The sequence below is a fragment of the Nostoc sp. genome (genome assembly GCF_036917575.1).
Lineage (GTDB): Bacteria > Cyanobacteriota > Cyanobacteriia > Cyanobacteriales > Nostocaceae > Nostoc.
The window spans coordinates 1-24,598 of sequence record NZ_JBALDC010000097.1; the positions used below are offsets into that span (position 1 = coordinate 1).

Genomic DNA, 24,598 nt, shown 5'->3' on the forward strand with positions numbered 1-24,598 from the left:
GCAGTTGTGAATGACACCATCAGCGGAAGTGCTTACAATGATGATTTGTTTGGTGGTTTAGGTAACGATAGCCTGGTAGGTAATAGCGGTAATGACCGTTTGTTTGGGGAACAAGGAGATGACAAGTTATTAGGTGGTGCTGGAAGTGATAGCTTGTATGGCGGTGCAGGTAACGATCAATTTGTTTTAGAGAACTTTGATGGTTATGGTGGTAGTAAAGACCAAGACATCGTAACAGATTTTCAGAAGGGAGCAGACAAAATTGATCTTAGAACTATTGGTATTAGTGACTTCAACACTATCTCACTTCTGACAAGTGAGGATGTAGATACTAATGCGATAATTAGCACCCGCAATAGCCTCTATAACGGCGATTATTATTATCGACTCAAAATCGATGGCATTAGCAAAAGTCAATTGCAAGCTAGTGATTTCATTTTCAACAGTGCAGTTGTGAATGACACCATCAGCGGAAGTGCTTACAATGATGATTTGTTTGGTGGTTTAGGTAACGATAGCCTGGTAGGTAATAGCGGTAATGATCGTTTATTTGGTGAACAGGGAGATGACAAGTTATCTGGTGGTTTGGGTGATGATACCTTGTACGGTGGTACAGGGAATGATACCTATTCTTTTGTAGCTAATACAGCTTTAGGAACCGACACAATTATAGAAACCACAACAGGTGGTACTGACACTATTAACTTTAGCGGTACTACAGTTGCCGTCAACGTAAATCTAGGTGTAACTACCTCGCAAACGATTAATAGCAATCTCAAAGTTATTCTCTCTGCCAACAACGTAATCGAAAATGCAACGGGTGGCACAGGCAACGACAGCCTTATTGGTAATACACTGAATAATACTCTAATTGGCGGTAACGGAAATGACCGACTCCAAGGGTTAGCAGGAAATGATACCTATTCTTTTGTAGCTAATACAGCTTTAGGAACCGACACAATTATAGAAACCACAGCAGGTGGTACTGATACTCTTAACTTTAGCGGTACTACAGTTGCCGTCAACGTAAATCTAGGTGTAACCACATCACAAACAGTTAATAACAATCTCAAACTCATTCTCTCTGCCAATAACGTGATCGAAAACGCAACAGGTGGCACAGGTAATGACTTTCTCATTGGTAATACACTGAATAACACTCTGATTGGCGGTAACGGAAATGACACTCTCCAGGGAGGAAATGGTGATGATCAACTCTTGGGAGGACTGGGCAATGATATTCTCACTGGTGGAACTGGGAAGGATAAATATCTGTTCCAAAGTAACGCGGTTTTTAGCACAAGCTTAGGTGTTGATAACATCACTCAGTTTGAAGCGGGACAAGACCAAATTGTGCTGAGTAAAACCACCTTCAATACTGTTACTAATACTGTAGGACAAACTTTAACTGACTTTGCAGTTGTTACTAACAATCAATCTGTCAATGCTAGTAATGCACATATTGTCTTCAGTCAAAGTAGTGGCAGCCTATTCTATAATCTGGATGGAAATCTTCTGGGCACTGGAACAGTATTTGAGTTTGCCCGTTTAGGAAATTCTGGTATAACTCTTAATAGTAGCAATTTCAGTCTAATTGCTTAGAACACCAATTCAGTAATCTTGGAATAACCTTTCCCCCAACCCCTCTCCAAAGCGGAAAGGGGCTAAGAGGATGTCTGAGAAGTATTAAATATTTCGTCCGATCCCCCCTAGCCCCCTTTGAAAAGGGGGGAAAACTTCTAAAAGTCCCCCTTTTTAAGGGGGATTTAGGGGGATCTACAAGTCTCGAATACAACACTAAAAAGTTTTCAGACATCCTCTAAGAGTTAGGTTTTACGTTGGTTTTTATAGATGAGGTGAAAAGTCACAATCATACTAATTAAATGCAAAACAGCTTACTAACTAAGTAAAAAAAGATTGTATTTGGGCGATCGCAACTTCAAATTTAGCATTAGGTTTTGTTAAATGAAGTCATCAGGGTGCATTAAAGTAAAAAATATTGCTCTACTAACTACCTTTTTCTATGACACCCTCCGCAAACCAAGTTTATCCCGTTATTTGGCACAACAACGCAGTGTCACTAATAGACCAAACGCGCTTACCCAACGAATATACATTTGTAGAAATTCACCGCAGTGAAGATATGGCGCGGGCGATTAAAACCATGATTGTCCGAGGTGCGCCGGCAATTGGTGTGGCTGCGGCTTATGGAATGTATCTTGGTGCGAGGGAAATAGAAACAAGCGATCGCCACGAATTTTTGCAACACTTAGAGAAAGTAGCCCAATTGTTGCGTTCTACTCGTCCAACGGCAGTAAATTTATTTTGGGCAATTAGCCGGATGATCAAAACTGCCTACGAAACTCTGGGAACGGTAGAAGACATCAAGCAAATCCTTTTGCAAACAGCCCAAGCAATTAATGCTGAAGATTTACAAACTTGTCAGGCAATCGGCGACAATGGTTTAGCAGTTTTACCGTCTACCCCAGAAAAGCTGACGCTGCTTACTCACTGCAACGCTGGGGCATTAGCTACTGCTGGTTATGGTACAGCCTTGGGTGTTGTGCGTTCTGCATGGAGAGAAGGACGTTTAGAACGGCTTTTTGCTGACGAAACCCGTCCTCGCTTACAAGGTGCAAAACTCACTGCTTGGGAATGTGTGCAAGAAGGTATTCCAGTGACATTAATTACTGATAATATGGCAGCCCATTGTATGAAACAGGGTTTAATTCATGCTGTAGTTGTGGGTGCCGATCGCATTGCTGCTAATGGTGATACTGCCAATAAAATTGGTACATATAGTGTTGCGATCGCCGCTAAAGCACATAATATCCCGTTTTTTGTGGCTGCACCCCTTTCCACCGTTGATTTTGAATTACCTGACGGCAGCAAAATTCCCATTGAAAAACGCGAATCAACAGAAATTTATCAAGTTGGTGATACCATTCTCACACCTGCGGGTGTAGATTTTTACAACCCAGCTTTTGATGTGACTCCGGCTGAGTTGATTACAGCCATCATTACAGAGAATGGAGCGATCGCACCTCATAAATTAGTAAAATCACAACTAAAGCAAGTAGTGTAAATCATTAAGGGACTTTACCGCTAAGGGGAAAAGGGGAAAGGGTAAGGGGTAAAGGGAAAGAATTAAAAACTTTTCCCTACGGGTATAAAGCCCCTCTTTTTAAAGATGGAGAGCAAAAAAGAAGATTTTTGAGACACGCAGTACAATAAAAATCAGCGTCCATACTTGAAACCCCTGCTTTGAAGTATGGGGTTCCTTTTCCCCTTTCCCCTTTCCCCCTTCCCCCTTCCCCCTCTTCTTCATTGCATTACTAAACTACCTTGTGCTTCTTCCTCTAATTCATAACCATTAGCTAGTTTTTCTATTGCTTGGTCAATCATTGCCAAACCTTGATCTACCCTTTCAACTACACTTAACTGTCCTCGGAGTTCAGCAGCACCAACGAAACCTTTAGCATACCAAGTCATGTGCTTACGGGCTTGACGCACACCGCGATCGCCTTTATATTCCCATAAGGCTTGTAAATGATCTCTTGCACATTCCAAACGCCCAATCGGTGTAGGTGGCGGTAATATCTCCCCAGTTTTCAGAAAGTGATCAATTTCTCCCACTAAAAACGGATAACCCAAAGTTCCACGGGAACACATTACACCATCAGCGCCAGTTTGCTCTAAACATTTCACTGCTGCTTCAACAGAAAAAATATCTCCATTCCCAATCACTGGGATAGAAAGCACTTCTTTTACACGGGTAATCCATTCCCAACGGGCATTGCCATTGTATCCTTGAGCGCGGGTGCGTCCATGTACTGTGATCATTTTTGCCCCTGCATCTTCCATCCGCTTGGCAAAGTCGAGAATAGTAATTTCGTTGTCATTCCAGCCAATACGGGTTTTTACTGTCACAGGGACATCAACAGCTTTTACCACTTCGCGCACAATTGCTTCTGCTACTTCTGGTTGCCGCAACAAGGAAGAACCACCACCATTTTTAGTGATTTTATTTACCGGACAACCCATATTAATATCAACAGTATCAGCACCTTCGGCAACTGCCTTGATTGCTGCTTCTGCCAGAAAATCTGGACGACAATCAAATAGTTGAACGCTAATCGGGCGTTCATTTGGATCTACCTCCATGATTTTGGGTAACTGCTTGACATAATGCAACCCCGTAGCATTCACCATTTCGGTATACATCATTGAATCTGGGGCATAGCGACGTACAAGACGGCGAAACACCATATCTGTGACTCCAGATAGAGGCGACTGGAGAACCCGACTTTTTACCTCAAATGAGCCAATCTTTAAGGGTTGGGAGAGCCTAGCTTGAAGAGTGGGAGACAGAGAAATCATAGAAAAAATTAAAAATTGTGGGAACCGAAGATAGCTAAGATATTTAGAGATACTATTTATTTTCGTTGATGTATCTTGACTTAGAGGCTATTTTTGCAGCTTATCGAGCCTGTTCAACTTCCAAATCCAACGCCTGTAAGATTTGTTTGGCTGTCAAACCCAATACCAATAATTAAGATAAAGTTGTTGTCTTCCACAACGACAACTCAATACCTACAAGCAGCCCATGTTATAGATCCTAGCACGACATTTTTAACTTCTCAGACATCCTCTTACACAGACAAGTATCTAATCAAACTAAGATTTGCCCGACTTAAAGGGTTTCCTTTAAACTTGAATTAATCTCTGAATTTTTCCTTCCTAGAAACGGATAAATGAACAGATAAACACCACTGACTGCTAATGTTGACATAAAAAACAAAAAGGACATTTCAATCAGATCGTGAATCCAGGGAGCAAACCATCCCAGCAATCCTCGATACTCTAAAAAATCGGTGGAGTTAAAGCCATACTTTACTAATTTGCCGTTATGAGCATCGATATACCACTCAAACAAACGTTTTTGATTTTCAAATCGATAAACGCCTAGAGTTGGTAGATAGGCAATTTCATCAATGTCTTCTAGCCTATTAATTCCCTCTGGGTGCAGAGAGATGAATGCTTGCGAAGCTTGTTCTAGAGAAAGTAAAGACTTAGTATTTTTTGCAACAGTTTGAGTGGGTGGTTTTCCATCAACTGTCGGTAAGCCAGAGCTAAAGACAGATGGAAGGGCAATTATTTCAATTAGGTAAATTGCAATAACCATAGCAAAGTAAAGTCCAACCCATCGATGAATTGTTCTTGACCATCTTGATAGAAACTGTTTAATTTTCATCATGCCTCCTGACTTTAACTGAAAATTCCGTTCCTCCCTTCAAATTTAATGTTGATGACTGATAACCATTAACAGGGTTTTGCAAAAAATCAACATAATCTTTAAGCGACTCCTTGAAGGTATTAACATTATCGGAAATAACGACCCCGCCAGGTCGAATTAACGGATCTAGAATTTTTAACACATCCAAGGCTAAATGAGTCCAGCCATCAATCAACACCAAATCAACTGTTTGATTAAAGGTTTTTAGTGTTTTTAAAGCATCACCTTCTTGAATATCTACATAGGTTTCTAATCTGGCTTCGGCAATATTTTTTCTGGCTTGCACAACTTTCTCATGCACAATTTCAGTGCCAATAACAATGCCGCCACCATTATCCCTCACGGCAGTCGCTAGATATATGGTGGAAATTCCAAATGAAGTACCAAACTCAACAATAGTTTTGGCATTAATTGCACGAGCTATTAAATATAAGAATTCTCCTTGGTCTGCTTCAATGGGAATATATTTATCTTTGTAAAATTCAGTTTTTGTCTGATCCCATTTAATGCCCTTACCCAAAAATAAGCCTGGAAGCTTTGGCAAGTAGTGGAGAATTAATTTAGGAAATTGCTTATTAGCTTCTGCGTGCAGTCGATTTAAAACAGTTTTAACTTTTTCGTCGTTGAGTGCACTTGGTTTGGATAGCTTGCTCATGGTTATCAATAATTTCTCAGATTATTTCAAAGTAAACATTCTGTACTCTTTGGATACTTTGCCTGTTTGTAGCTTGTCTACGTTCTCAACGATCGCAATTAAATCACCGCTAGCGTCTCAAACTTGTATTGTTGTGGTTGCCCTGCCAAAGTAGTTGCATTCTGCGCTATCATTGATTGACAAGCAACGGCGATCGCACTACTGGTAATTAGCAAAGCACTGAATAAAAATGGTTTCATTGTAATTATCTGGTTAATGATTAATAACTAATAGAATGTTTGAGCAGCATCAATGATGGTGAAGGATTTACATACACATCAGCCTGATGACAGGGGTAAAACTTTGGTTTCAATAATCAAACCGGCATTGCGAAAATAGGGCAGTTTGGCAATCCAGGGAATCCATCGCAGGGCATTAAGTCGATGGGGATAACGATAATTTTCCTGCACTAATGAAACCACCTGGGCGATCGCTAATCCCATTCCATCGATATCACCTTCATTTTTGACAAACCATTGCATTGGCGCACCTAGTTTTTCTAACCATTTAGCGGCTTTTCCTTTACTCGCACCTCCCACGACATCAAACATGAACGTGGCATTGGGAAACCTCTGACGCAATTGATTAATTAATTGCTGCACTTGCTCAACGCTAAAGTACATGAGCAATCCTTCGGCAATAATTAATAGATGCTCGGATGGGCAATCTGGTAACTCATCCATCCAGCCAAAATTTAAGGCAGAACGGCTGATGAAACGATGCTGTTGTGTTTCACTATCGAACTGACGACGCAGATTTGTGACTTCAGGTAAATCTAGATCGATCCAACATTTGCAACCTCGCCCAACTCGGTAATAACGAGTGGATAATCCAGCACCGAGTTCGACCACAACGGCATCAGCATAACTGGCAATGTGTCGCCGAGCAACTTGATCAAACGCATTTGCCCGTACTACCCAACTGAGTTGAGAAAGCGGTTGATAAAAGCAATCGAGATCGCTGTCCCAAGCGATCGCTTGCCACCATTCAAACACTTTCGGATCGCGAAACAACGCACCGACCTCGCGTTGATGTTCATCCACCCGCGCGCGGGTAGTCATCAGCATAGTACGCGGAACACCTGTGAGTTTTGTCGAAAATTCAGTCATAGCAGTTTTAGCGAATGGTGAACGATGTTGAAACTTCTTCTAACTATCCTCCCGATGTGATTGGTAGGAAGAAATCTGGCTGCTTTTCTCTCCAAGGCATCGAAGGGTTCTGTGAAATTAAAACTGCACCGAAACCGAGCCAATCACCGTGAATGGTTCGCCAAAATTATTGCCTCCGCTTCGCAGATTCGATACACTTTCGATGTAATTGACATCAGTAAGATTTTTGAAGTTGAGACCAAATCGCCAATTATTACGCCGATAAAAAACTGCTGCATTGGTAATGAAATAACTATCTGCCTGATAGCTATTAGCTAAATCCCCCTGTCTTTCACCAACATAATTAAATCCAACTCCCACCCCTAAACCCTGCAAATTACCGCGCCGAATTTCATAAGTTGTCCATAAACTGGCACTATGTTCGGGAACACCATATAACCTATTGCTAACCAATTCGGGATTGGTATCAGTAGCGACTTCAGCATCAATGTAAGCGTAGTTAGCAATGATCTTCCATCCCGGCAATATTTCTCCGGCGACATCGAATTCAACCCCACGACTGCGCTGTTCTCCAGATGCGATAGATGCAAGCGGGAAGTTGGGGTCGGTAACTGCCACATTTTGTTTGGTAATGTCAAAATATGCCAACGTGGCAAACACTTTATCGTCTAGCAACTCTGTTTTAACACCAAACTCATACCCCTTACCCCGTTCTGGTTCCAGAGGTTGACCCGTTTCTGTATTTGTCGTATTGGGAGTGAAGGATTCTGAGTAACTAGCGTACAAGGATATAGCTTTACTCGGTTGGTAAAGAATCCCCACACGCGGGGTGAAAGCATGATCATTTTCAGTCGTCTCACCCGGTTGTGTCACCTGCCCTGGCAGATTGACTGTTTTTGATTCTATGGTGTCATAGCGGATGCCTGCTAACAACTTTAAATTCTCGAACAGCGAAATCTGATCTTGCAGATAGAATCCCCAGCGATTGGATGTTGTATCAGTGCCGCCAAAGGGTGGTAATGTATCCTCTCTGGGTTTTGCCACCCCGTAAACTGGATTAAAAAGATTCAATGCTTGGGGAGTAAAATCAAGTACTGTGAAAGTGTTTGTAGCACTATGAATGTAGTCTGCACCAAATAAAAGAGTGTGATTGATAGAACCCGTAGCAAACTCACCCACGACGTTAGCTTGCAGGGTATAGTTATCGTCCTGTCCTTCTTGGGAGGCCAAGAAGCGATTTACCGTATCTGTTGCCTCGTCAAAAGAAAGGGGAAGGGCAACAACATTGAAATTGTAGTCATAGGAGGAATAGCGAAAAGCATTGCGAAATTTCCAATTTTGACTGAAGCGATGTTCCAAGTTATAGCCAACATTTATATATTCATTTGTCACTGCGTCACTGGGTTCGGTAGCAATGCGATCGCGTGGAACATCAGCAATTCTGTTGCCACTAGCTGGGATACCAAAATCAGCAGGACGATTATTGTCGAGATATTCCAGCGAAATTCCTAAATCGGTGCGATCGTCTATTTTCCAGGTAAGTGTAGGCGCAATGAAGATTCGCCGGTCTTCTTGGTCAAAGTTGCTAAAGCTGTCCAATCTCTGGTACAACCCATTCAGGCGGTAGAGTACTTTACCATCAGTGCTTAAGGGACCAGAAAAGTCAAAGCGGGGTCGGACAAAACCCCGGCTTCCCACTTGTAATTCTGTTTCGTAAAATGGCTGGGACAAGGGCTGCTTGGACACCGCGTTAATCAATCCTCCGGGTTCAATCGCACCATACAAGATGGATGCCGGACCCTTGAGTACTTCAATCCGCTCTAAATTCGCTACTTCTAAAGGCGCTTGAACAACGCCATACCGTCTAAATCCATCGCGCAAAATCGGGGCATCAGTAAATCCTCGAATGCTGAAATCCGCACCTGCCCTGTTGCTTGCACTTCCTTGATAAGTGACACCACTGACATTGCGGAGCGCTTCTTCTATGCGTGTGACTTGCTGATCTCGAATTATCTCTTGAGGAACTACCTGAATTGAGAATGGAATATCCCGGATAGGGGTATTAGTTCCAGTGGCAGTGGAGGCATTTGGTACACGATACTCGTCTTGCTCCCCCGTCACCACCAATTCAATCGGTTCATCAGTTTGTAAGTTAGGTGGTTGCTCTGGCTTAGTTTGAGTTCTCGGCTGTTGTTGTATTGGCGGTTGCTGTGGCGTATGTGCCGAAGATGTAACTGCTGTCAACCCGAAAATTAGACCTTCATCACTATCAAACAACTCAACAGTAGGTAAACCCGCCTCACCCGTTACCGTTACCCGGATAGTATTGGCATCCAGATTTACTACCGTTATCTCACTAAGACCAGTAATTGGCTTATCCGAACGGAATGTGAATGCTTCGCCTGATGAAAGGCGCAGTTGAGCATTGGGAATGTCAGTAATAAAACTATTGTTAGCACTGCGATTCAGTAGTTGCAATTGTTGACCCTTGGATGTTTGTAAAATAATTTCCACACCTTTAGAAGTAGGATTTGCTTTGACTCCTGTCACTTGTACTAGTTTTTGGGAAGGTGCTGTTTTTGGTGTTGGCGACTGCACTAGCACTTCAGCACTGGTGTTCGGAAGTTTTACTTTCTCTAGTCGTGGAATTTCTCTAATCGTCCTGGAATTGAGTAGTACTTTCGCGAACGCAGATTCATTTTGTATCTGTTGAGAAGATACTTGTTGAGCAGTTGCACTTCTGGCAACGCAAAACCAAATAGAGCTTGTGACCAAAAGAATCTTTAATATTTGCTTCAATACCATTTGCCACCCCTACACCTACTTTCTACTTGCTATTCCTCTCAACAAAGCAACAAATAGCTTTTGCTTCTTGAGATTCTTAGTCAACTACCTTAGAATAAACATTACAGGAGATGACTAAATAATTGCAAACAATTGTCAGAATTTATTTACAAATAGAGATGACAGAGAGCAGGATTTTACTTTCACGCCTGTGATTTCAGTTACCTTTTTGTTTAAGTTAATTGAAATATATCTTAAAAGTTAGGACTGACACATACTCTACGATTCTTTGCGTTGGCGGAGCCTTTCGCACAGAAGACGGTTCGATAAATTAAGCTTTTGGCAATTTCTGTGTAAGTCCTAAAAGTGTAAAACTATTAATAAGATTTATTTTCAATTCACTAAATCTATAAAAGCTAATTTTGATAAAAATTAGTAAGCCGACGGCAAATCAGCAGTCGGCATGGTAAATTCATAATGTTTCAGTTGCAATTTAGCTGTGAGTTGCACTTTGAGGAGGACGCGAGACAACTTTTTTGGCTAAACCCAAAGTCTGCAAAACTAGGATACTCCACCAAGTAATATCAATCTCCCACCAAGACAACCCAGATTTCGCCATGTGTGGATAAGTATGATGGTTGTTGTGCCATCCTTCTCCGTATGTGACGAGGGATACCCACCAAAGATTACGAGCACCATCATTGGCATCAAAGGTGCGATAACCCCATAGGTGTGATGCTGAGTTCACAAACCAGGTTGAGTGCCAAAGCAAGACACACCTGAGAAATACTCCGTAAATCACAAAAGACCATCCTCCTAAAGCATATAGCAGTAGCCCGAAGGGTATTTGCAACAATAAGAAGTAGCGATCCAACCAACAATAAAAGGGTTGTCTTGCTAAGTCAGGGGCATATTTTTTATAGGTTTCATAGTCAAAAAATTCTGGGCGCGGGTAGAAAATCCATAATATATGGCTCCACCAAAATCCTCTTTGGGCAGAATAGGGGTCTAAATTGATATCTTCTGTGTGGGCGTGATGCTGGCGGTGTCCACCTACCCAAAAAATTGGTCCCCCTTGCAAAGCCAGCGCTCCAATGAGGGCGATCGCATACTCTAACCACTTAGGAACCTGGAAACTCCGATGGCTCAGTAGTCGGTGATATCCCAAGCAAATACCAATACTCCCGAATAACCAGTGGAGAAACACTAGCAAACCTAATGCTGGCCAGGAGAAAAACCAAGGAGCCAGAAGTGCTAAAGCATGAAATGTAGCAAAAAATACTACATTTGTCCAACTGAGTTGAGGTGAGTTGCCTCTCTCAGGGGCGATCGCCCCAAAATTTGCGGTCATAAAAATTCCTGTTGATGGATGATCAAGTGATTGACTTTTTATTGGGCATAATCCGACTAAGGATTTATCCACCCTCTCACCAGTTAGTTACAGTAAACCAGCGCGGTCTTCTTTTTTGGGAGAAGAAGAGACGCCAAGACCAATGGGGGTTTATTCCATTAGTGACTGGCGTTAGCGCCAAAGGAGCGTCACTCATCAGGTAGAGTAAAGCAAGTATCACTTACATTTGTTATGCTAGCAGAACTCTGATACCCCTGCAAGTGCCACTTGCATTTTTCTATGTCATCTCAACTCATTTCCACTCGTCAACGCCTGATTCAAGCTGCACTTGAGTTATTTTCTGCTCAGGGAGTTAGCGCTACCACAACCCGCCAAATTGCTGAAAAAGCCGAAGTCAACGAAGTGACTCTATTTCGGAATTTTGGCAATAAGCATGGATTACTTTTAGCTGTACTGGAAGAGTCCGCAGCCTTCAAAGATTTAGGTGAATCGCTGGTGCGGCGGGCAACACCTCCTGGCAATGTTTACCAAGCTCTTAAAGATTATGCAAGTGATAGCTTACATGCATTAGAACGAGTACCAGAGTTTGTCCGATCTGTGGTAGGTGAAGCCGACCAATTCCCGGCAGAAAATCGCCGCGCACTAGGCAGGGGAGTAACTGAGGCAAACCGTTATGTAGCTCAGTATTTAGCTACTGTAATCCAGCAAGGACACTTAAATACCTATTTACCCGCAGAAAAATTAGCAAGTTTGCTGAATGGGATGATTTTGGGATATGCAGTAATTGAGTTCACCAGCGAATTTCACGAACTTTGGGAGGATCGGAATGATTTTCTCGAAAATTTGGTGGAGTTGTTTTTGCATGGAGCCATGTCACCTTCAGCAGAATCAGCAATTAATTCTTTACAAGGAGGATTCACCACCACAGAAATAACTGATTTACCAGCTAGTTTAGTTCACGAAATTCTGCAACAAGCCAGGAAATTTGGAGTACGAGATTATGCCTTGGCTTACGTATTATTTGGGGCTGGGTTATCCGCTACAGAAATCACTAGCTTGCAGCGATCGCACCAAATCTACGATAGTCAAGGGCACTTCCTACAAATTACAATCCCCGGATTTGTGCGTCAAGTCCCTGTGAATCAGTGGATTTTGGGCAAACGCTACGGCTCTTTTACTAATAATCCCTTAATCAAATGGCTGAAAAGTCGTAAAGATGCTCAAACAGCGATGTTTCTGAATGAAACAAACACACCCATGTCAGAATCAGAGCTTCAGGTACGTTGGCAAGCATGGAGTGAAGCACTATTAACTCCCCAAGGACAAACGCCAGCAATTGCCCAAGCACAACAAACTTGGCGGGTAGAAATGTTAATGCGAGGGATTACCTTAGAAAACCTGAGTATTTTCACAGCTTGCGATCGCACCCAATTACAACTTTATGTCCGCCGAGCCAAAGAAAAAGCCGCCCTAGAGCAAGCCACCCGTTTGGATCATAAGCCAGGATAGGGGGTGGGGAGATAAGAGACTTTCAAATAAAAATAATCAATCGCTTTGGAGAGGAAGAAGAGCAGGGAAGGCAGAGGGAGAAGAAATCTAATAGTCGTATTTAAGTAGAACGATGTGAAGAAACCAAACTATATTAAGAAAAATTAAATAGACTTAAACCCTCTTCCCTTCTGCCTCCTGCCTTCTCCCTTGGCGCTAGCCTCTCCCTTTGGGAGAAGGGGAGACGCTAAAAGCGATCTGCCTCCTGCCTTGTTTCTTGAGCGATCGTCAGCATGATGCAGTTAAACAATTAAGGTAAAACAACAGAGGTTTCTTTACCATTGTTGTTTGCACTATTCAAGGTTGTAGCTATACTCTCAGATGGGGATTGGGTGTTGCTTGAACGGCGTGATAATTTCTTGCGTGGTTTGCCTCCCGCCTGGATATATTGCAAACTGTTTTTGCCATAATGGGTTGCCACACTCATTAACATCTTTTCAGAGTAGCCGCCCAATTCTTGTTCAATTAGAGAGAGACGACCTGCCATTTCATCTATGCTAGAGAGTAAAGTGTTGTATGTTGATAGCTGGGTTTGCAAGTTTTGGATGCGCCTGTCGTAGTCTGTCAAATTTAATCCGTTGCCAAATTCTAGCGTCGGACTAATTGATCGCATTCCTGCAATTCGACGAAGAGCCTTTTCTAGAGTCGGTGAACTGCGTTTTAATCGTGCCATAAAATGCGCTCCTGAAAGAAGTTATGGGATTACTTCATGTACTCTAGCCAATGCAACAATAAACTTCTCTGAGAGATAATTCGGAAAAATTAAAGCAAATTAAGATAGACCTAATTATTTTTAGTGGATTGTACTGATGTATTTATTAAATATGTCAAAAAAGTAACATAAAATAAGCAACAGATATTTCAACATCGTGTTTAGGTACTTCAACATCGTGTTTAGGTACTTCAACATCGTATTGAGGTACTTCAACATCGTGTTTAGGTACTTCAACATCGTGTTTAGGTACTTCAACATCGTGTTTAGGTACTTCAACATCGTGTTTAGGTACTTCAACATCGTGTCGGAGTATTAGATGATGGGTTTCCTTAGCTCAACCCAACTTACGGCGAAGGCGATCGCGCTGAAAAATATCATGCTCTGTTTGCAATTACAGCCTTTTTCATTGATTTGAACCATAATTCCTTGTTAGGGCAGTTGCAAAACAATACCTGCAAATAAAATTCTCAAGCCGCTCTTACGGTCAGAATTTCTAAATCTTGAAGCAATTCCAACAACCAAAACTTTTTTAATACAATCTCAAACAATATTTACATGGCAATTTAAATTGAAATAATTAGTTTATTTAAGTGAATCTTTTATTACCAATAATTAAAAAATATAAAATATTTTATGCTTAAACTACTCAGATACATTAGTATTTTCCTGATTACTGCCTGTTTACTACTTGCTTGTAATACTTCAGTACCAATTGAAGTAAAACGCCCTCGATTGAAAGTCACATTTGCATCTTTTGTTGGAGAGCTTCCAGGCATCATTGCTCAAGAAAAAGGATTCTTCAAAGCCCAAGGGGTAGAAGTGGAACTAATTCATAAACGATACACCCAAATAGAACAAGCAAACTTTAATGCGGGTAAGTATGACGGTATTACATCGTCCTTGGGAAATTTTATAATCTTGAGTGCCACAAATCCAGATATACAAAGCGCGATCGTTATAGACGAATCAACAGGAGCAGATGTGGTAGTCGCCCAATCACAAATTAAAACTGTTGCTGACTTGAAAGGCAAAAAGCTGGGTACAAATCTAGGCGGTTTTAGCGAAGTTTTCGTGACTGAAATGCTAAAAACTGCTAACTTAACTAGTGATGATGTGAACTTAGTTCAATTAGAGGCTTCAGAAATTCCTCAACGCCTGAAAAATAATACAATTCAAGCCGGACAGACTTGGCAACCCTATCTATCTGAAGCAATGAAATTACGAGGAAATATCTTATTTACTAGTAAACAAACCCCTGGCTTGATTTTAGATTTGATTATCTTTAGGGGTGAGACAATTCGCGATCGCCCCGAAGACATTCGTGGATTTGTGCGAGGATGGCTACAAGCCTCAACATATTGGAAAGCAAATGTTAAGGAAGGAAACGCTATTATCAGCAAAGCGTTAAAAATTCCACTTAATACTCTTTCCCTAGAGGGAATAAACCTAACCGATTTAAGTGAAAATCAAAAATATTTTCAATCTAGTAACCCTAACTCCATTTACAAAACTGCCGAGATATATACAAACTTTTTTATTCGCTCTGGAAATATAAATCGCATTCCTAAGTTAAACAGTTTGTTTAATTCTTCCTTTATAAACTCTCCACCGTAGTTTTAAGCTATGCAGCACTCCTTTTTGGGTGGCATTCGTACAAAGTTAATCGCTTCGTTTCTCGTTGTCGCTTTGATTCCATTGCTGTTATTGGCATTTGTCAACAAACAGACAACCGAAAAAGCACTAACTGACAACGCCCGACAAGCCCTATCTGCGGCGGCTAACGAAACTGCTAACAGAATAGATGCTTTTATTGATGGAAATTTAAATGCTGTACGCGTAGAGGCAATTTTACCAGGTTTAGCACACTATCTCCGTTTAAACCCAAAACAGCGAGATGACAGCCCCGAAATGCAATTGGCGACAAAAACATTAATCCGTCTCAGTCGCAAAGATATGCTCAATATTCTCTCTTATGCTTTGCTCGACTTAAACGGTAAAAATGTATTGGATACACGTACATTGAATATTGGCAAGGATGAATCAGTTCAAGATTATTTTAAAAAACCGCTACAAACTGGTTTATCCTTTGTTTCTAGCATAAAGCAGTCGCCGACAATTCCTGACCTTCTTACCCTCTTTTTTAGCAGTCCAGTTCGCAATGCCAAGGGAGATATATTGGGTATATTGCGTGTTTCATACAATGCTACTGTTGTTCAGCAGTTAGTAACTCCACAAACTAAAGGGGCTGGGGCAAAATCTTTTGCTATTCTTTTAGATGAAAATAATATTTATCTAGCACATAGTATTGCACCAGAGCTACTTTTTAAATCAATTGTGCCTCTGCCTAACGATATTGTAAATCAACTGCAACGGGAAGGGCGTTTACTTAATTTTTCTGTCAAAGGATTGGCAACTAATGAGTTAAAAATTAAACAAGCATTGGATAATAAACAATCCTATTTAATTGCATCTTTGAAAGCAACAGGTAATCAAGTTAATCTGATTACGATCGCTCGTTTGCAATATCAACCTTGGTCTGTATTATTTGCACGACCCCTTTCTATTGCCTTAGCACCTGTAAAAAAGCAAATTCGTGATGCAATTTTTCTATTTGTATTTATTGCAGGAGTAGTAACAATTATCGCTTTTGCCATTGGGCAACTGTTAACAAAGCCAATAATTTACCTTACCAATATAGTTTTCCAGTTTACCGCAGGTAACTTAAATATCCGTGCAAAAAACAACTCAAAAGATGAAATAGGTCAACTGGCAAAATCCTTTAACAACATGGCACTTCAGTTGCAAACATCTTTGGAAACTTTGGAACAACGGGTACAGGAGAGAACAGCAGAGTTAGCCATTGCTAAAGAAAAAGCCGAAGTAGCAAATCAAGCTAAAAGTTTGTTTATTGCCAATATGAGTCATGAATTGCGATCGCCCCTCAATGCTGTTCTAGGTTTTTCTCAATTAATGTTACGTGCTAAAAACTTGCCTGCCGATCATTATGAAAATGCCGGGATCATTTATCATAGTGGTGATTATTTACTAACGCTGATTAATAATATTCTTGATTTATCAAAAATAGAAGCGGGTAAAACTACTCTTAACCCCAAAGACTTTGACCTGTATTGCTTGTTGGATGATTTAGAAGATATGCTGTATTTACACGCAAGTAATCGAGGCTTAAATTTAATATTTCAACGTAGTGAAAATGTTCCATGTTATATTTGCACAGATGAGTTAAAACTCCGGCAAGTATTAATTAATTTGATTAGCAATGCCATTAAGTTTACTCAAAAAGGAACAATTAGTTTAATAGTAAATAATACTACTGAAGAAATCACAGATATTTTAACTCTTGATTTTAAAGTCAGTGATACAGGAGTGGGAATTGCAGCCTCAGAATTACCCAAACTCTTTAATGCTTTTTCTCAAGCACAAGCTGGAAAAGAATCTCAAGAAGGAACGGGTTTAGGTTTAACAATCAGTCGCAAGTTTATTCAGTTAATGGGAGGAGATATTTCTGTTGAAAGTAAATTAGGAGTAGGGACAAATTTTAAATTTTATATTCAAGCAAAATTAGGTCAAGAAACTAATAGCAATATTTTAGAAGTACATCCAAAAGTATTAGAACTTGTACCAGGACAACCTATATATAAACTGTTAATAGTAGATGATAAAGCTATTAATCGCCAATTATTAATTAAACTTTTACAACCGTTAGGGTTTGAAATGCAAGAAGCTAGTAACGGCAAAGAAGCGATCGCTATTTGGAATGAATGGGAACCCCAGCTGATTTGGATGGATATGCGAATGCCTGTTATGGATGGTTACGAAGCTACAAAATATATAAAGTCTACTACAAAGGGGAATGCTACAGCTATAATTGCTCTGACAGCAAGTGTTTTAGAAGAAGAAAAAGCGATCGTTCTTTCAGCTGGGTGTGATGACTTTCTTCGCAAACCTTTTACAGAACATACAATTTTTGATACTCTAGCCAAACATCTTGGTGTCAAATATATATTTGCTGAAAATAATTATTCAAATTTGGAATATATAGAAAAACATTTTTTAACATCTAATAATCTAATTTGTATGTCTCAAGAGTGGATTAATCAATTTTATCAAGCTGCTTTAGAAGCAAATACTAATTGTGTCATAGAATTAATTAGAGATATTCCCAAAACAGAAAACTTTTTAATTAAATCTTTAACAAAACTTGCTCATAAATTTGAATTTGAAGAATTGGTTGATTTAGCTGAACCCCTCATAAGCAACAATGAATCTTGATTCTGATAAGGAAAATAAAGGTAATATTCTCCTAGTAGACGACAATCCCAAAAATTTACATTTATTAAGTGATTCTCTAGTTAAACTTGGCTATACTGTTCGCAGCGTCACAAGTGGGCGGATGGCACTAAAAACAGTAAAGGCGAAGCGACCAGATATCATTCTTTTAGATATCAAAATGTCAGAAATGGATGGCTATCAAGTTTGTAGAACCTTAAAAGCAGATGAAGTTCTACGCACTATTCCTGTTATTTTTATTAGTGCTTTAGATGATGTTTTTGATAAAGTGATAGCCTTTGATTCAGGAGGCATAGACTACATCACCAAACCCTTTCAGATTGAAGAAGTTGTAGCGCGTCTAGAAAATCAATTAACCATTCAACGCCAGCAACACCTTCTAGAACAAGAAAATATTAAGTGTAGGAAAACAGAAGAGATACTGTATCAGTCCAGGGCAATACTAGCTAGTATTTTGAATAGTTCGCTAGATGGTATAGCCGCTATGCAAGCTGTCCGTAACTCTGCAACTGGGGACATTGAGGATTTCCGTTGCTTAGTTATCAATCCTGTCATTGCTAGAGCCTTTGGATGCAAATCTGAAGAGATGATTGGCAAATTAGTATTCAAAAAATTCTTAGCTCATCTAGAACCAGAACTTTTTAATCACTTTGTTAATCTTGTCGAAACGGGGGAGGCTTTAAAACGGGATTTTTACCATCCATTAGGTAATTCTTGCTGGTATCACTTTGTCGCAGTCAAGCTAAATGATGGTTTTGCTATTACCATACGCGACATCACTGTACGTAAACAAATTGAATTGGCTCTCCAAGATGCAAATCAGAAACTAGAACAACTGGCAAATTTAGATAGCTTAACTCAAGTAGCTAACCGTCGTTGCTTTGATACACGACTGCAAGCAGAATGGAGACGCCTTGCACGAGAACAACAATTCCTGTCACTGATTATGTTTGACGTTGATAAATTCAAACTTTACAACGATTATTATGGTCATCTTGCAGGCGATGATTGTCTAATGAGGATAGCTCAAACAGTGCAACAGACAATTCATCGTCCTGCTGATTTAGTGGCGCGTTACGGTGGAGAAGAATTTTTGGTACTTTTGCCCAATACTGACTTAGCGGGAGCGATCAAAGTAGCGCAAAGTATTCAGCAAGCAATTCATGCTCTGGCTATTCCCCATATACAGTCTGATGTCAAGGATATCATTACCGTTAGTTTAGGAGTTACCTGTCGCATACCCACTTGGGACATCACCCCAGATACACTCATTGCCTCAGCAGATAAAGCACTGTACCATGCCAAACAAAATGGGCGCGATCGCTATTGTAATTATTGAAAGATTTTTGATTAAGAAAGAATTCAGGAGTCAGGAGTCAGAATTCTCCAATTGAATTGGAGTCCGACTGGTAAATGAACAAGCGGCGTTTTTGCATTCCCACTAAATCGTTAGTGCAGCGTCTCTGAAAGAGAAGATTTAGTGGTCTTCAATTAGTAACGGTCTGAATCTCCCACTAATTATAGCAAAGTGCAGAGTGCTGAAAAAAAATCCAGTTGTTTTAAGGTTTTGAGCAATCAACAATGTCCTAACTGCCTTGGCGTTTGCTATAATTATGACTCCTGAATTCTTCAAGGCAATACCTTCATTCCCGGCACTATTACATTAGTGACAATTACATCCGACTTTTCTTGCAAAATTATATTAAGTTATAAGTACGTTGCAACGCTTGCTGAAGTAAAGATTGATATTCTTCATCCTCAACCCGATAAGCACCAAATCTTTCCAAATGGGGATTCATCATTTGGGCATCAAAAAACACAAATTTTCTCTGACGCAATCTTTCTACCAACTTTACCATCGCCACCTTTGAACCTTCGGGAATGCGGTAAAACATCGATTCGCCAATAAAAGCACCACCAATCACAATCCCTAAAATTCCCCCAGCAAGTTCGTCACCTCGCCAAGTTTCAAAACTATAAGCATAACCGTTCTGGTAAAGCAGCCAGTAAATCTTTTGCAATTCCGATGAAATCCAAGTTGTCTCTCTGTCAGCACAGCCAGCCACCACAGCCTGAAAGTCTCGATTAATCGCCACAGTAAACCGCTCTTGATTCAGAACGCGCTGCAAAGACTTGGGGTAGCGAAACCTCTCATCCAAAGGAATCAAAGTCCGATCGCGACTTCCGTACCAACTCAGGCGATCGCGCTCATCAGCCATGAGAAAATAGCCTTGTGCATAGCCCTCAACAATAGCGGCGATATCATATTGCATAAATAAATAAAAAAAAACACTCTTAGAAACGCAATTTGATGCTACTAATCATCCTCCGCGTTCCTCTGCGTTTCCCTCCGCGTCCCTCTGCGTTTAAAATAAAAAAAATGACTCAACCAATTCCACCCATCACCCTACCACCGCCTGAAAACCCTCTGCTCGAAGGTGAATGGTTACGAGAACGCTTACAACGGTGGCTAGATACAGAATTTATCCCCGAAGCAGTCAACCAAAATATTGCTCAACGAGCCGCACAGATTTTTGTGCGTCAACGGATGGAAGGAGAAAATGACCTTGGTTCTCTGGTAATTGCCATTGTCACAGAGATGCAGTCTTATGATTTTTCCAATAGCTTCTACGGAGAGTTTGCGATCGCCAACGCCGTCAGCGATCTACTCTTAGAAAGTCTAGGAATTGATAAGTGTTGTGGTCAATAATTTTTGTCATTAGTCCTTTGTTCTTTACCAATAACTAATGACTAATGACTCATTGACTACCAACTAGACTTAACAACTCCAGGTAAAAGACCTTCATGCGCCCATTCTCGCAGTACGTTCCGAGACAACCCAAAATCGCGGTAAACACCTCTAGAACGACCAGTCAACCAGCAACGGTTGCGGTGGCGGGTGGGCGCACTATTGCGGGGTAGCTGTTGAATCTTCCGGTGGATTTCTAACTTGTCCAAAGGAGATGCTGCACTTCTGAACTCTTCTAAAAGAGTTTCCCGCTTGTCAGCATACTTTTCGATCAACTTGGTGCGCTTTTTCTCGCGCTCAATCAAGCTCTTTTTTGCCATATATTCTCTAACTTATTTAAAGACACCGTTTTCCATTCTACAGTCTCTCCATCAATTCTGGGGTTACTTGTGTCGCTTATCCTACAACCACTGGCTGATTCGCAGCCGGACATAAATCGGCAAGCTCACAAGCAACACAGAGGGGAGAGCGGGCTTTACAAATAGCACGACCATGATAAATCAGCCGAATTGACCAATTTTCCCAATCAGGCTGAGGCAATAAACCCATTAAATCTTGCTCAATCCGAACGGGGTCTTTTGCTTGAGTTAAACCCAAACGTTCGCACAGACGGCTGACGTGAGTATCTACTGTCACGCCAACATTAATACCATAAGCATGACCCAAGACTACATTTGCAGTCTTGCGCGCTACACCTGGAAGTTTTAACAACTGTTCCATTTGGTTGGGGACAACAGAGTTAAACTCAGTGACAATCATCCGACAAGCGGCTTGAATGTTTTTGGCTTTATTGCGATAAAACCCTGTTGAACGCACCAAGTTTTCTAATTCTACCAAGTCAGCGATCGCTAAACTCTCTGCATCAGGAAACCGAGCAAATAAAGCTGGTGTTACTTTATTCACCCGTTCATCAGTACATTGAGCAGAGAGAATCGTTGCCACCAACAGTTGTACTGGCGTTGAGTAGTTCAAAGAGCAAGTAGCATCTGGATAAAGACGCTTCAGCCGAGCTAAAATTTCTATCGCCCGTTGCTTTTTAGATAACGATTTGCGGGTAATGCTTACTGGAACAATTTTTGTACCCATTCCAATTGGCTAGTTAATTGGGTAGTTTCTTTGACAATCAGAAAAATTCCTAACCCTAAGAGTAACACCAAACCGGTTTGCATTACACCTTCTTGAATCCGGGCGGGTACTGGCTTACCGCGTAAACCTTCAATCAGCAGAAAAGCGAGTTGTCCACCATCCAATGCTGGTAAAGGCAAAATATTGATAATAGCCAAGTTAATACTGATAATTGCCGCAAAAGACAACAGATTTGCACTATTGTCTTCAGCTAATTTTGCACCGATTTTGACAATATTAACTGGCCCAGAAACTTGTCCAGCAGTTTGTTGAAAATTGGTAATTAACTGCCCAAAACCGCTGAGTGTGCCAACAAATAATTGTTGAAACCTGTTAGCAGCAATGCCGAAAATTTCAAAAGGACTATTAGGACGGCGATAAACTGCTGTACCATTGGGGCCAAGTTCAATGCCAATTACACCTTGACCTTTATCTCCCAGCTTTGGAGTTAACTTTATAGACTTTGGTTGGTTTTCATGTTTAATTTTTAGTTCGATTTGCTGATTGGCATGAGTTTGAATTTCTTTTGTGAGATAAGCTGTTGCTTTTTCAGAAGCAGGGAGTTCCTGACCATTAACAGTCAGAATGATGTCTCCTTCCCTAATACCTGCTTGGTAGGAAATAGATTGTTCATTGACCGGCTTGACGATGACACCAGGTTGAAAGTTTATCCTCTCTGGAATGCCGACAATACCCAATTGCAGAGCCAACACTAAGTAGGCAAAAATTAAATTAGCAATTACTCCAGCACTGATAACAATCGCCCGGTCTAAAACTGGACGGTTACGCAGCAGATTTGGGTCATTGGGTGGAACATCGCTATCTGGGTCATCATCAGGAAAGCCCACAAAGCCGCCCAAAGGAAAGGCGCGGACAGCATATTCGGTTTGTGAACCTTGGTACTTCAAAAGAACCGGGCCAAAACCCAAAGAAAAACGGTTAACGAGAATGCCTTGAGAACGTGCTGCAACAAAATGTCCCAACTCGTGTACCAAAATCAAAACAGCCAAGACTGCGATCGCTGCTAAAACTGACATAGAGTAAATTAGTGAAGATATTAAGCTATAGTTATCTCCATTCTAATTGGGCATTGGGTATTGGGCATTGGGGAGCCAGTGCGTTGGGCGGGCAATGCCCGACTTGAAGCAACTGGCGTCATGGGGCATTGGTAAAAACTAAGGACAAATTACAAAACTTCACGTCCGAAGTAAGGTTGCAACACTTCGGGTATTTTCACCGTCCCATCAGATTGTTGATAATTCTCCAAAATTGCTGCCATCGTCCTTCCCACCGCCAAACCTGAACCATTTAGAGTGTGTACGAACTGAGTACCTTTTTTCCCCGCCTCTTTGAAACGAATATCAGCCCGTCGTGCTTGGAAATCTATAGTATTAGAACAGCTAGAAATTTCACGGTATTTGCCAGAAGAGGGCAACCAAACTTCTAAATCATAAGTTTTGGTAGAGGCAAAACCTAAATCTCCAGTACTTAAATTTACAACTCTGTAAGGCAATTGCAACGCCTGTAAAATTGCTTCTGCATTCCCCACCAATTTCTCCAATTCATCAAAAGACGTACTGGGTTCGACAAACTTTACCATTTCCACTTTGTTAAATTGATGCAGGCGAATTAATCCCCGCATATCGCGCCCATAACTACCAGCTTCGCGGCGAAAACAGGGAGTAAAAGCACAATGGTAAATAGGCAAATCTTCAGCAGCGAGAATTTCACCCCGGTAGAGATTTGTAACTGGAACTTCCGCCGTCGGAATCAGCCACAAGTCATCATCAGCGCATTTAAAGCTTTCTTCTGCAAACTTGGGTAACTGACCGGTCGCCGTCAAAGACTCGGTATTTACTAACAGTGGCGGACTAATTTCCACATACCCAGCTTGAGTATGGAAAGTCAGCATAAATTGAATTAATGCCCTCTCCAATGCCGCGCCAGCACCTATCAATGTCACAAAGCGACTTTGAGCAACTTTTACAGCTCGTTCAACATTGAGAATACCCAGCTTTTCGCCTATTTCCCAGTGAGGGAGAATATGCGGATTTTGGGGAATGTACTCATCACCCCAACGCCGCACTTCTACGTTATCTTCCTCATTCTTACCAAGAGGTGTAGAGTTGCTTGGCAAGTTGGGAAGTGCCAACACAAGTTGAGCAATTTCAGCTTTCAGGTCTTTTTCTTGGGGTTCCAGTTGACTCAACGTAGCTTTAACAGAGTTACCTTCATCCCGTAAAGCTTGAATTTCTGGGTCTTGAGGATTGATCCCAGATTTTATCTTCTGCCCAACAGTTTTACCAATTTCGTTGCTACGAGCTTGGAGTTGACTACGTGTTCCCTCAAGTTCCCGTTGTTGCCGATCTAACAGTAATATCGGTTCGATATCGTATTTACCACTACGACTATTCAATCGTTCTTGAACTAATTGGGGATTTTCCCGTATTTGCTTGATATCCAGCACAGATTTTTCTCAGTTTTTAGCCTATTATCTACCTGCCAACACATCAGCATATACTGATTTTGGCTTGCTGTCAGCAGAAAAGCAATTATAAAAATTTTGTCTTGCCAATCTAGCTAGGGCTAGAAAAATTTCAAATCTAGAATTTGAGATTAATCTGCCAATTTTTTGGACTCCTGAGTGTTTGCAGGTGAGGGTAGCCAGTAGACAAGTACGCCTGATAAACCACTCCAATACACTGCTTGATTTTGACTATTATCAGGTTCCATAAAGATTAAGGAATTACATAATAAAATCATCAATGTGCTAAAAATTACTTGTATACCAAACTTCTATATTTCTAGTTTTTTCATAGTGTGAGACCTCTAATTAAAGATTAATTCACCCTGATAACGGTTCTAATATCACTCTTTAGATGGGTGCTAATATAAATAACTGGTATTAATCTTCACACT

21 protein-coding genes are annotated in these 24,598 nt (G+C 40.9%); 8 read left to right on the plus strand and 13 right to left on the minus strand.

Annotated features, from left to right (window positions below; genetic code table 11):
- A partial coding sequence (locus V7K79_RS27495) for a calcium-binding protein (RefSeq protein WP_335052349.1) occupies window positions 1-1,602 on the plus strand: 1,602 nt, incomplete at its 5' end.
- Between the two features lie 421 nt (window positions 1,603-2,023).
- A complete protein-coding gene (gene mtnA / locus V7K79_RS27500; RefSeq protein ID WP_335052351.1) occupies window positions 2,024-3,085 on the plus strand; it encodes an S-methyl-5-thioribose-1-phosphate isomerase in 1,062 nt (353 codons plus the stop codon).
- 239 nt (window positions 3,086-3,324) lie between these two features.
- Here mtnA and dusB read toward each other — a convergent pair whose 3' ends face one another.
- The 5 genes from dusB to V7K79_RS27525 all read right to left on the minus strand — a co-directional run bounded on the left by dusB (window position 3,325) and on the right by V7K79_RS27525 (window position 7,099).
- Window positions 3,325-4,380 carry a tRNA dihydrouridine synthase DusB gene (gene dusB, locus V7K79_RS27505; protein WP_335052354.1) on the minus strand — a complete coding sequence of 352 codons (1,056 nt, stop codon included), beginning with the start codon at window positions 4,378-4,380 and terminating at the stop codon, window positions 3,325-3,327.
- A 313-nt stretch (window positions 4,381-4,693) separates the two neighbouring features.
- Window positions 4,694-5,185, minus strand: a complete 492-nt coding sequence (locus tag V7K79_RS27510) for a PepSY domain-containing protein (RefSeq protein WP_335052356.1) — start codon at window positions 5,183-5,185, stop codon at window positions 4,694-4,696.
- 58 nt (window positions 5,186-5,243) lie between these two features.
- Complete coding sequence (locus V7K79_RS27515; protein ID WP_335052358.1) at window positions 5,244-5,951, minus strand: O-methyltransferase; 708 nt, start codon at window positions 5,949-5,951, stop codon at window positions 5,244-5,246.
- Between the two features lie 98 nt (window positions 5,952-6,049).
- The gene (locus V7K79_RS27520; RefSeq protein ID WP_335052360.1) at window positions 6,050-6,190 is read right to left on the minus strand and encodes a hypothetical protein; all 141 of its coding nucleotides are present in this window, start codon (window positions 6,188-6,190) and stop codon (window positions 6,050-6,052) included.
- 78 nt (window positions 6,191-6,268) lie between these two features.
- Complete coding sequence (locus V7K79_RS27525) at window positions 6,269-7,099, minus strand: class I SAM-dependent methyltransferase (protein ID WP_335052362.1); 831 nt, start codon at window positions 7,097-7,099, stop codon at window positions 6,269-6,271.
- A 14-nt stretch (window positions 7,100-7,113) separates the two neighbouring features.
- Between V7K79_RS27525 and V7K79_RS27530 the strand changes: the two genes are divergently transcribed.
- The gene (locus V7K79_RS27530) at window positions 7,114-7,251 is read left to right on the plus strand and encodes a hypothetical protein (protein ID WP_335052364.1); all 138 of its coding nucleotides are present in this window, start codon (window positions 7,114-7,116) and stop codon (window positions 7,249-7,251) included.
- Here the strand turns inward: V7K79_RS27530 and V7K79_RS27535 are convergent.
- Window positions 7,217-9,874, minus strand: a complete 2,658-nt coding sequence (locus V7K79_RS27535) for a TonB-dependent siderophore receptor (protein WP_335052366.1) — start codon at window positions 9,872-9,874, stop codon at window positions 7,217-7,219. The two genes, V7K79_RS27530 and V7K79_RS27535, sit on opposite strands and share 35 nt — an antisense overlap.
- Window positions 9,875-10,376: 502 nt before the next feature.
- Window positions 10,377-11,234 carry an acyl-CoA desaturase gene (locus V7K79_RS27540; protein WP_335052368.1) on the minus strand — a complete coding sequence of 286 codons (858 nt, stop codon included), beginning with the start codon at window positions 11,232-11,234 and terminating at the stop codon, window positions 10,377-10,379.
- Between the two features lie 279 nt (window positions 11,235-11,513).
- Here V7K79_RS27540 and V7K79_RS27545 point away from each other — a divergent pair, with 279 nt between their 5' ends.
- Window positions 11,514-12,743: a TetR family transcriptional regulator gene (locus V7K79_RS27545; protein ID WP_335052370.1), complete on the plus strand. Its 1,230-nt coding sequence runs from the start codon at window positions 11,514-11,516 to the stop codon at window positions 12,741-12,743.
- Between the two features lie 289 nt (window positions 12,744-13,032).
- Here the strand turns inward: V7K79_RS27545 and V7K79_RS27550 are convergent, their stop codons facing one another.
- Window positions 13,033-13,455 (minus strand): hypothetical protein, encoded by a 423-nt coding sequence (locus V7K79_RS27550; RefSeq protein ID WP_335052372.1) that lies wholly within the window; start codon window positions 13,453-13,455, stop codon window positions 13,033-13,035.
- Between the two features lie 675 nt (window positions 13,456-14,130).
- Here V7K79_RS27550 and V7K79_RS27555 point away from each other — a divergent pair.
- Genes V7K79_RS27555 through V7K79_RS27565 form a run of 3 tightly spaced genes read left to right on the plus strand, consistent with a single transcriptional unit; the run spans window position 14,131 to window position 19,144 of the window.
- Window positions 14,131-15,111 carry an ABC transporter substrate-binding protein gene (locus tag V7K79_RS27555; protein WP_335052374.1) on the plus strand — a complete coding sequence of 327 codons (981 nt, stop codon included), beginning with the start codon at window positions 14,131-14,133 and terminating at the stop codon, window positions 15,109-15,111.
- Between the two features lie 9 nt (window positions 15,112-15,120).
- Window positions 15,121-17,787, plus strand: a complete 2,667-nt coding sequence (locus V7K79_RS27560) for a hybrid sensor histidine kinase/response regulator (RefSeq protein ID WP_335052376.1) — start codon at window positions 15,121-15,123, stop codon at window positions 17,785-17,787.
- Entirely contained in the window at window positions 17,777-19,144 is a 1,368-nt protein-coding gene (locus tag V7K79_RS27565) for a diguanylate cyclase domain-containing protein (protein ID WP_335052378.1), read from the plus strand. The genes V7K79_RS27560 and V7K79_RS27565 overlap by 11 nt, the downstream gene beginning before the upstream one ends.
- A gap of 358 nt (window positions 19,145-19,502) precedes the next feature.
- Here the strand turns inward: V7K79_RS27565 and aat are convergent, their stop codons facing one another.
- The gene (aat, locus tag V7K79_RS27570; protein WP_335052380.1) at window positions 19,503-20,078 is read right to left on the minus strand and encodes a leucyl/phenylalanyl-tRNA--protein transferase; all 576 of its coding nucleotides are present in this window, start codon (window positions 20,076-20,078) and stop codon (window positions 19,503-19,505) included.
- A gap of 107 nt (window positions 20,079-20,185) precedes the next feature.
- On the opposite strand from aat, the gene V7K79_RS27575 reads away from it, so the two are divergent.
- On the plus strand, window positions 20,186-20,515 hold the full coding sequence (locus V7K79_RS27575; protein WP_012410384.1) for a hypothetical protein: 330 nt from the start codon (window positions 20,186-20,188) through the stop codon (window positions 20,513-20,515).
- 56 nt (window positions 20,516-20,571) lie between these two features.
- Here V7K79_RS27575 and rpsN read toward each other — a convergent pair whose 3' ends face one another.
- The 4 genes from rpsN to serS form a co-directional block, all read right to left on the minus strand.
- The gene (gene rpsN / locus V7K79_RS27580) at window positions 20,572-20,874 is read right to left on the minus strand and encodes a 30S ribosomal protein S14 (protein ID WP_322727590.1); all 303 of its coding nucleotides are present in this window, start codon (window positions 20,872-20,874) and stop codon (window positions 20,572-20,574) included.
- 76 nt (window positions 20,875-20,950) lie between these two features.
- Complete coding sequence (gene nth / locus V7K79_RS27585) at window positions 20,951-21,640, minus strand: endonuclease III (RefSeq protein ID WP_335052383.1); 690 nt, start codon at window positions 21,638-21,640, stop codon at window positions 20,951-20,953.
- Entirely contained in the window at window positions 21,616-22,716 is a 1,101-nt protein-coding gene (gene rseP, locus V7K79_RS27590) for an RIP metalloprotease RseP (protein ID WP_335052385.1), read from the minus strand. Before rseP ends, nth begins: the two co-directional genes overlap by 25 nt.
- Before the next feature lie 149 nt (window positions 22,717-22,865).
- Window positions 22,866-24,146, minus strand: coding sequence for a serine--tRNA ligase (gene serS, locus V7K79_RS27595; protein ID WP_335052386.1), 1,281 nt, complete (start codon window positions 24,144-24,146; stop codon window positions 22,866-22,868).
- Between the last annotated feature and the right edge of the window lie 452 nt (window positions 24,147-24,598).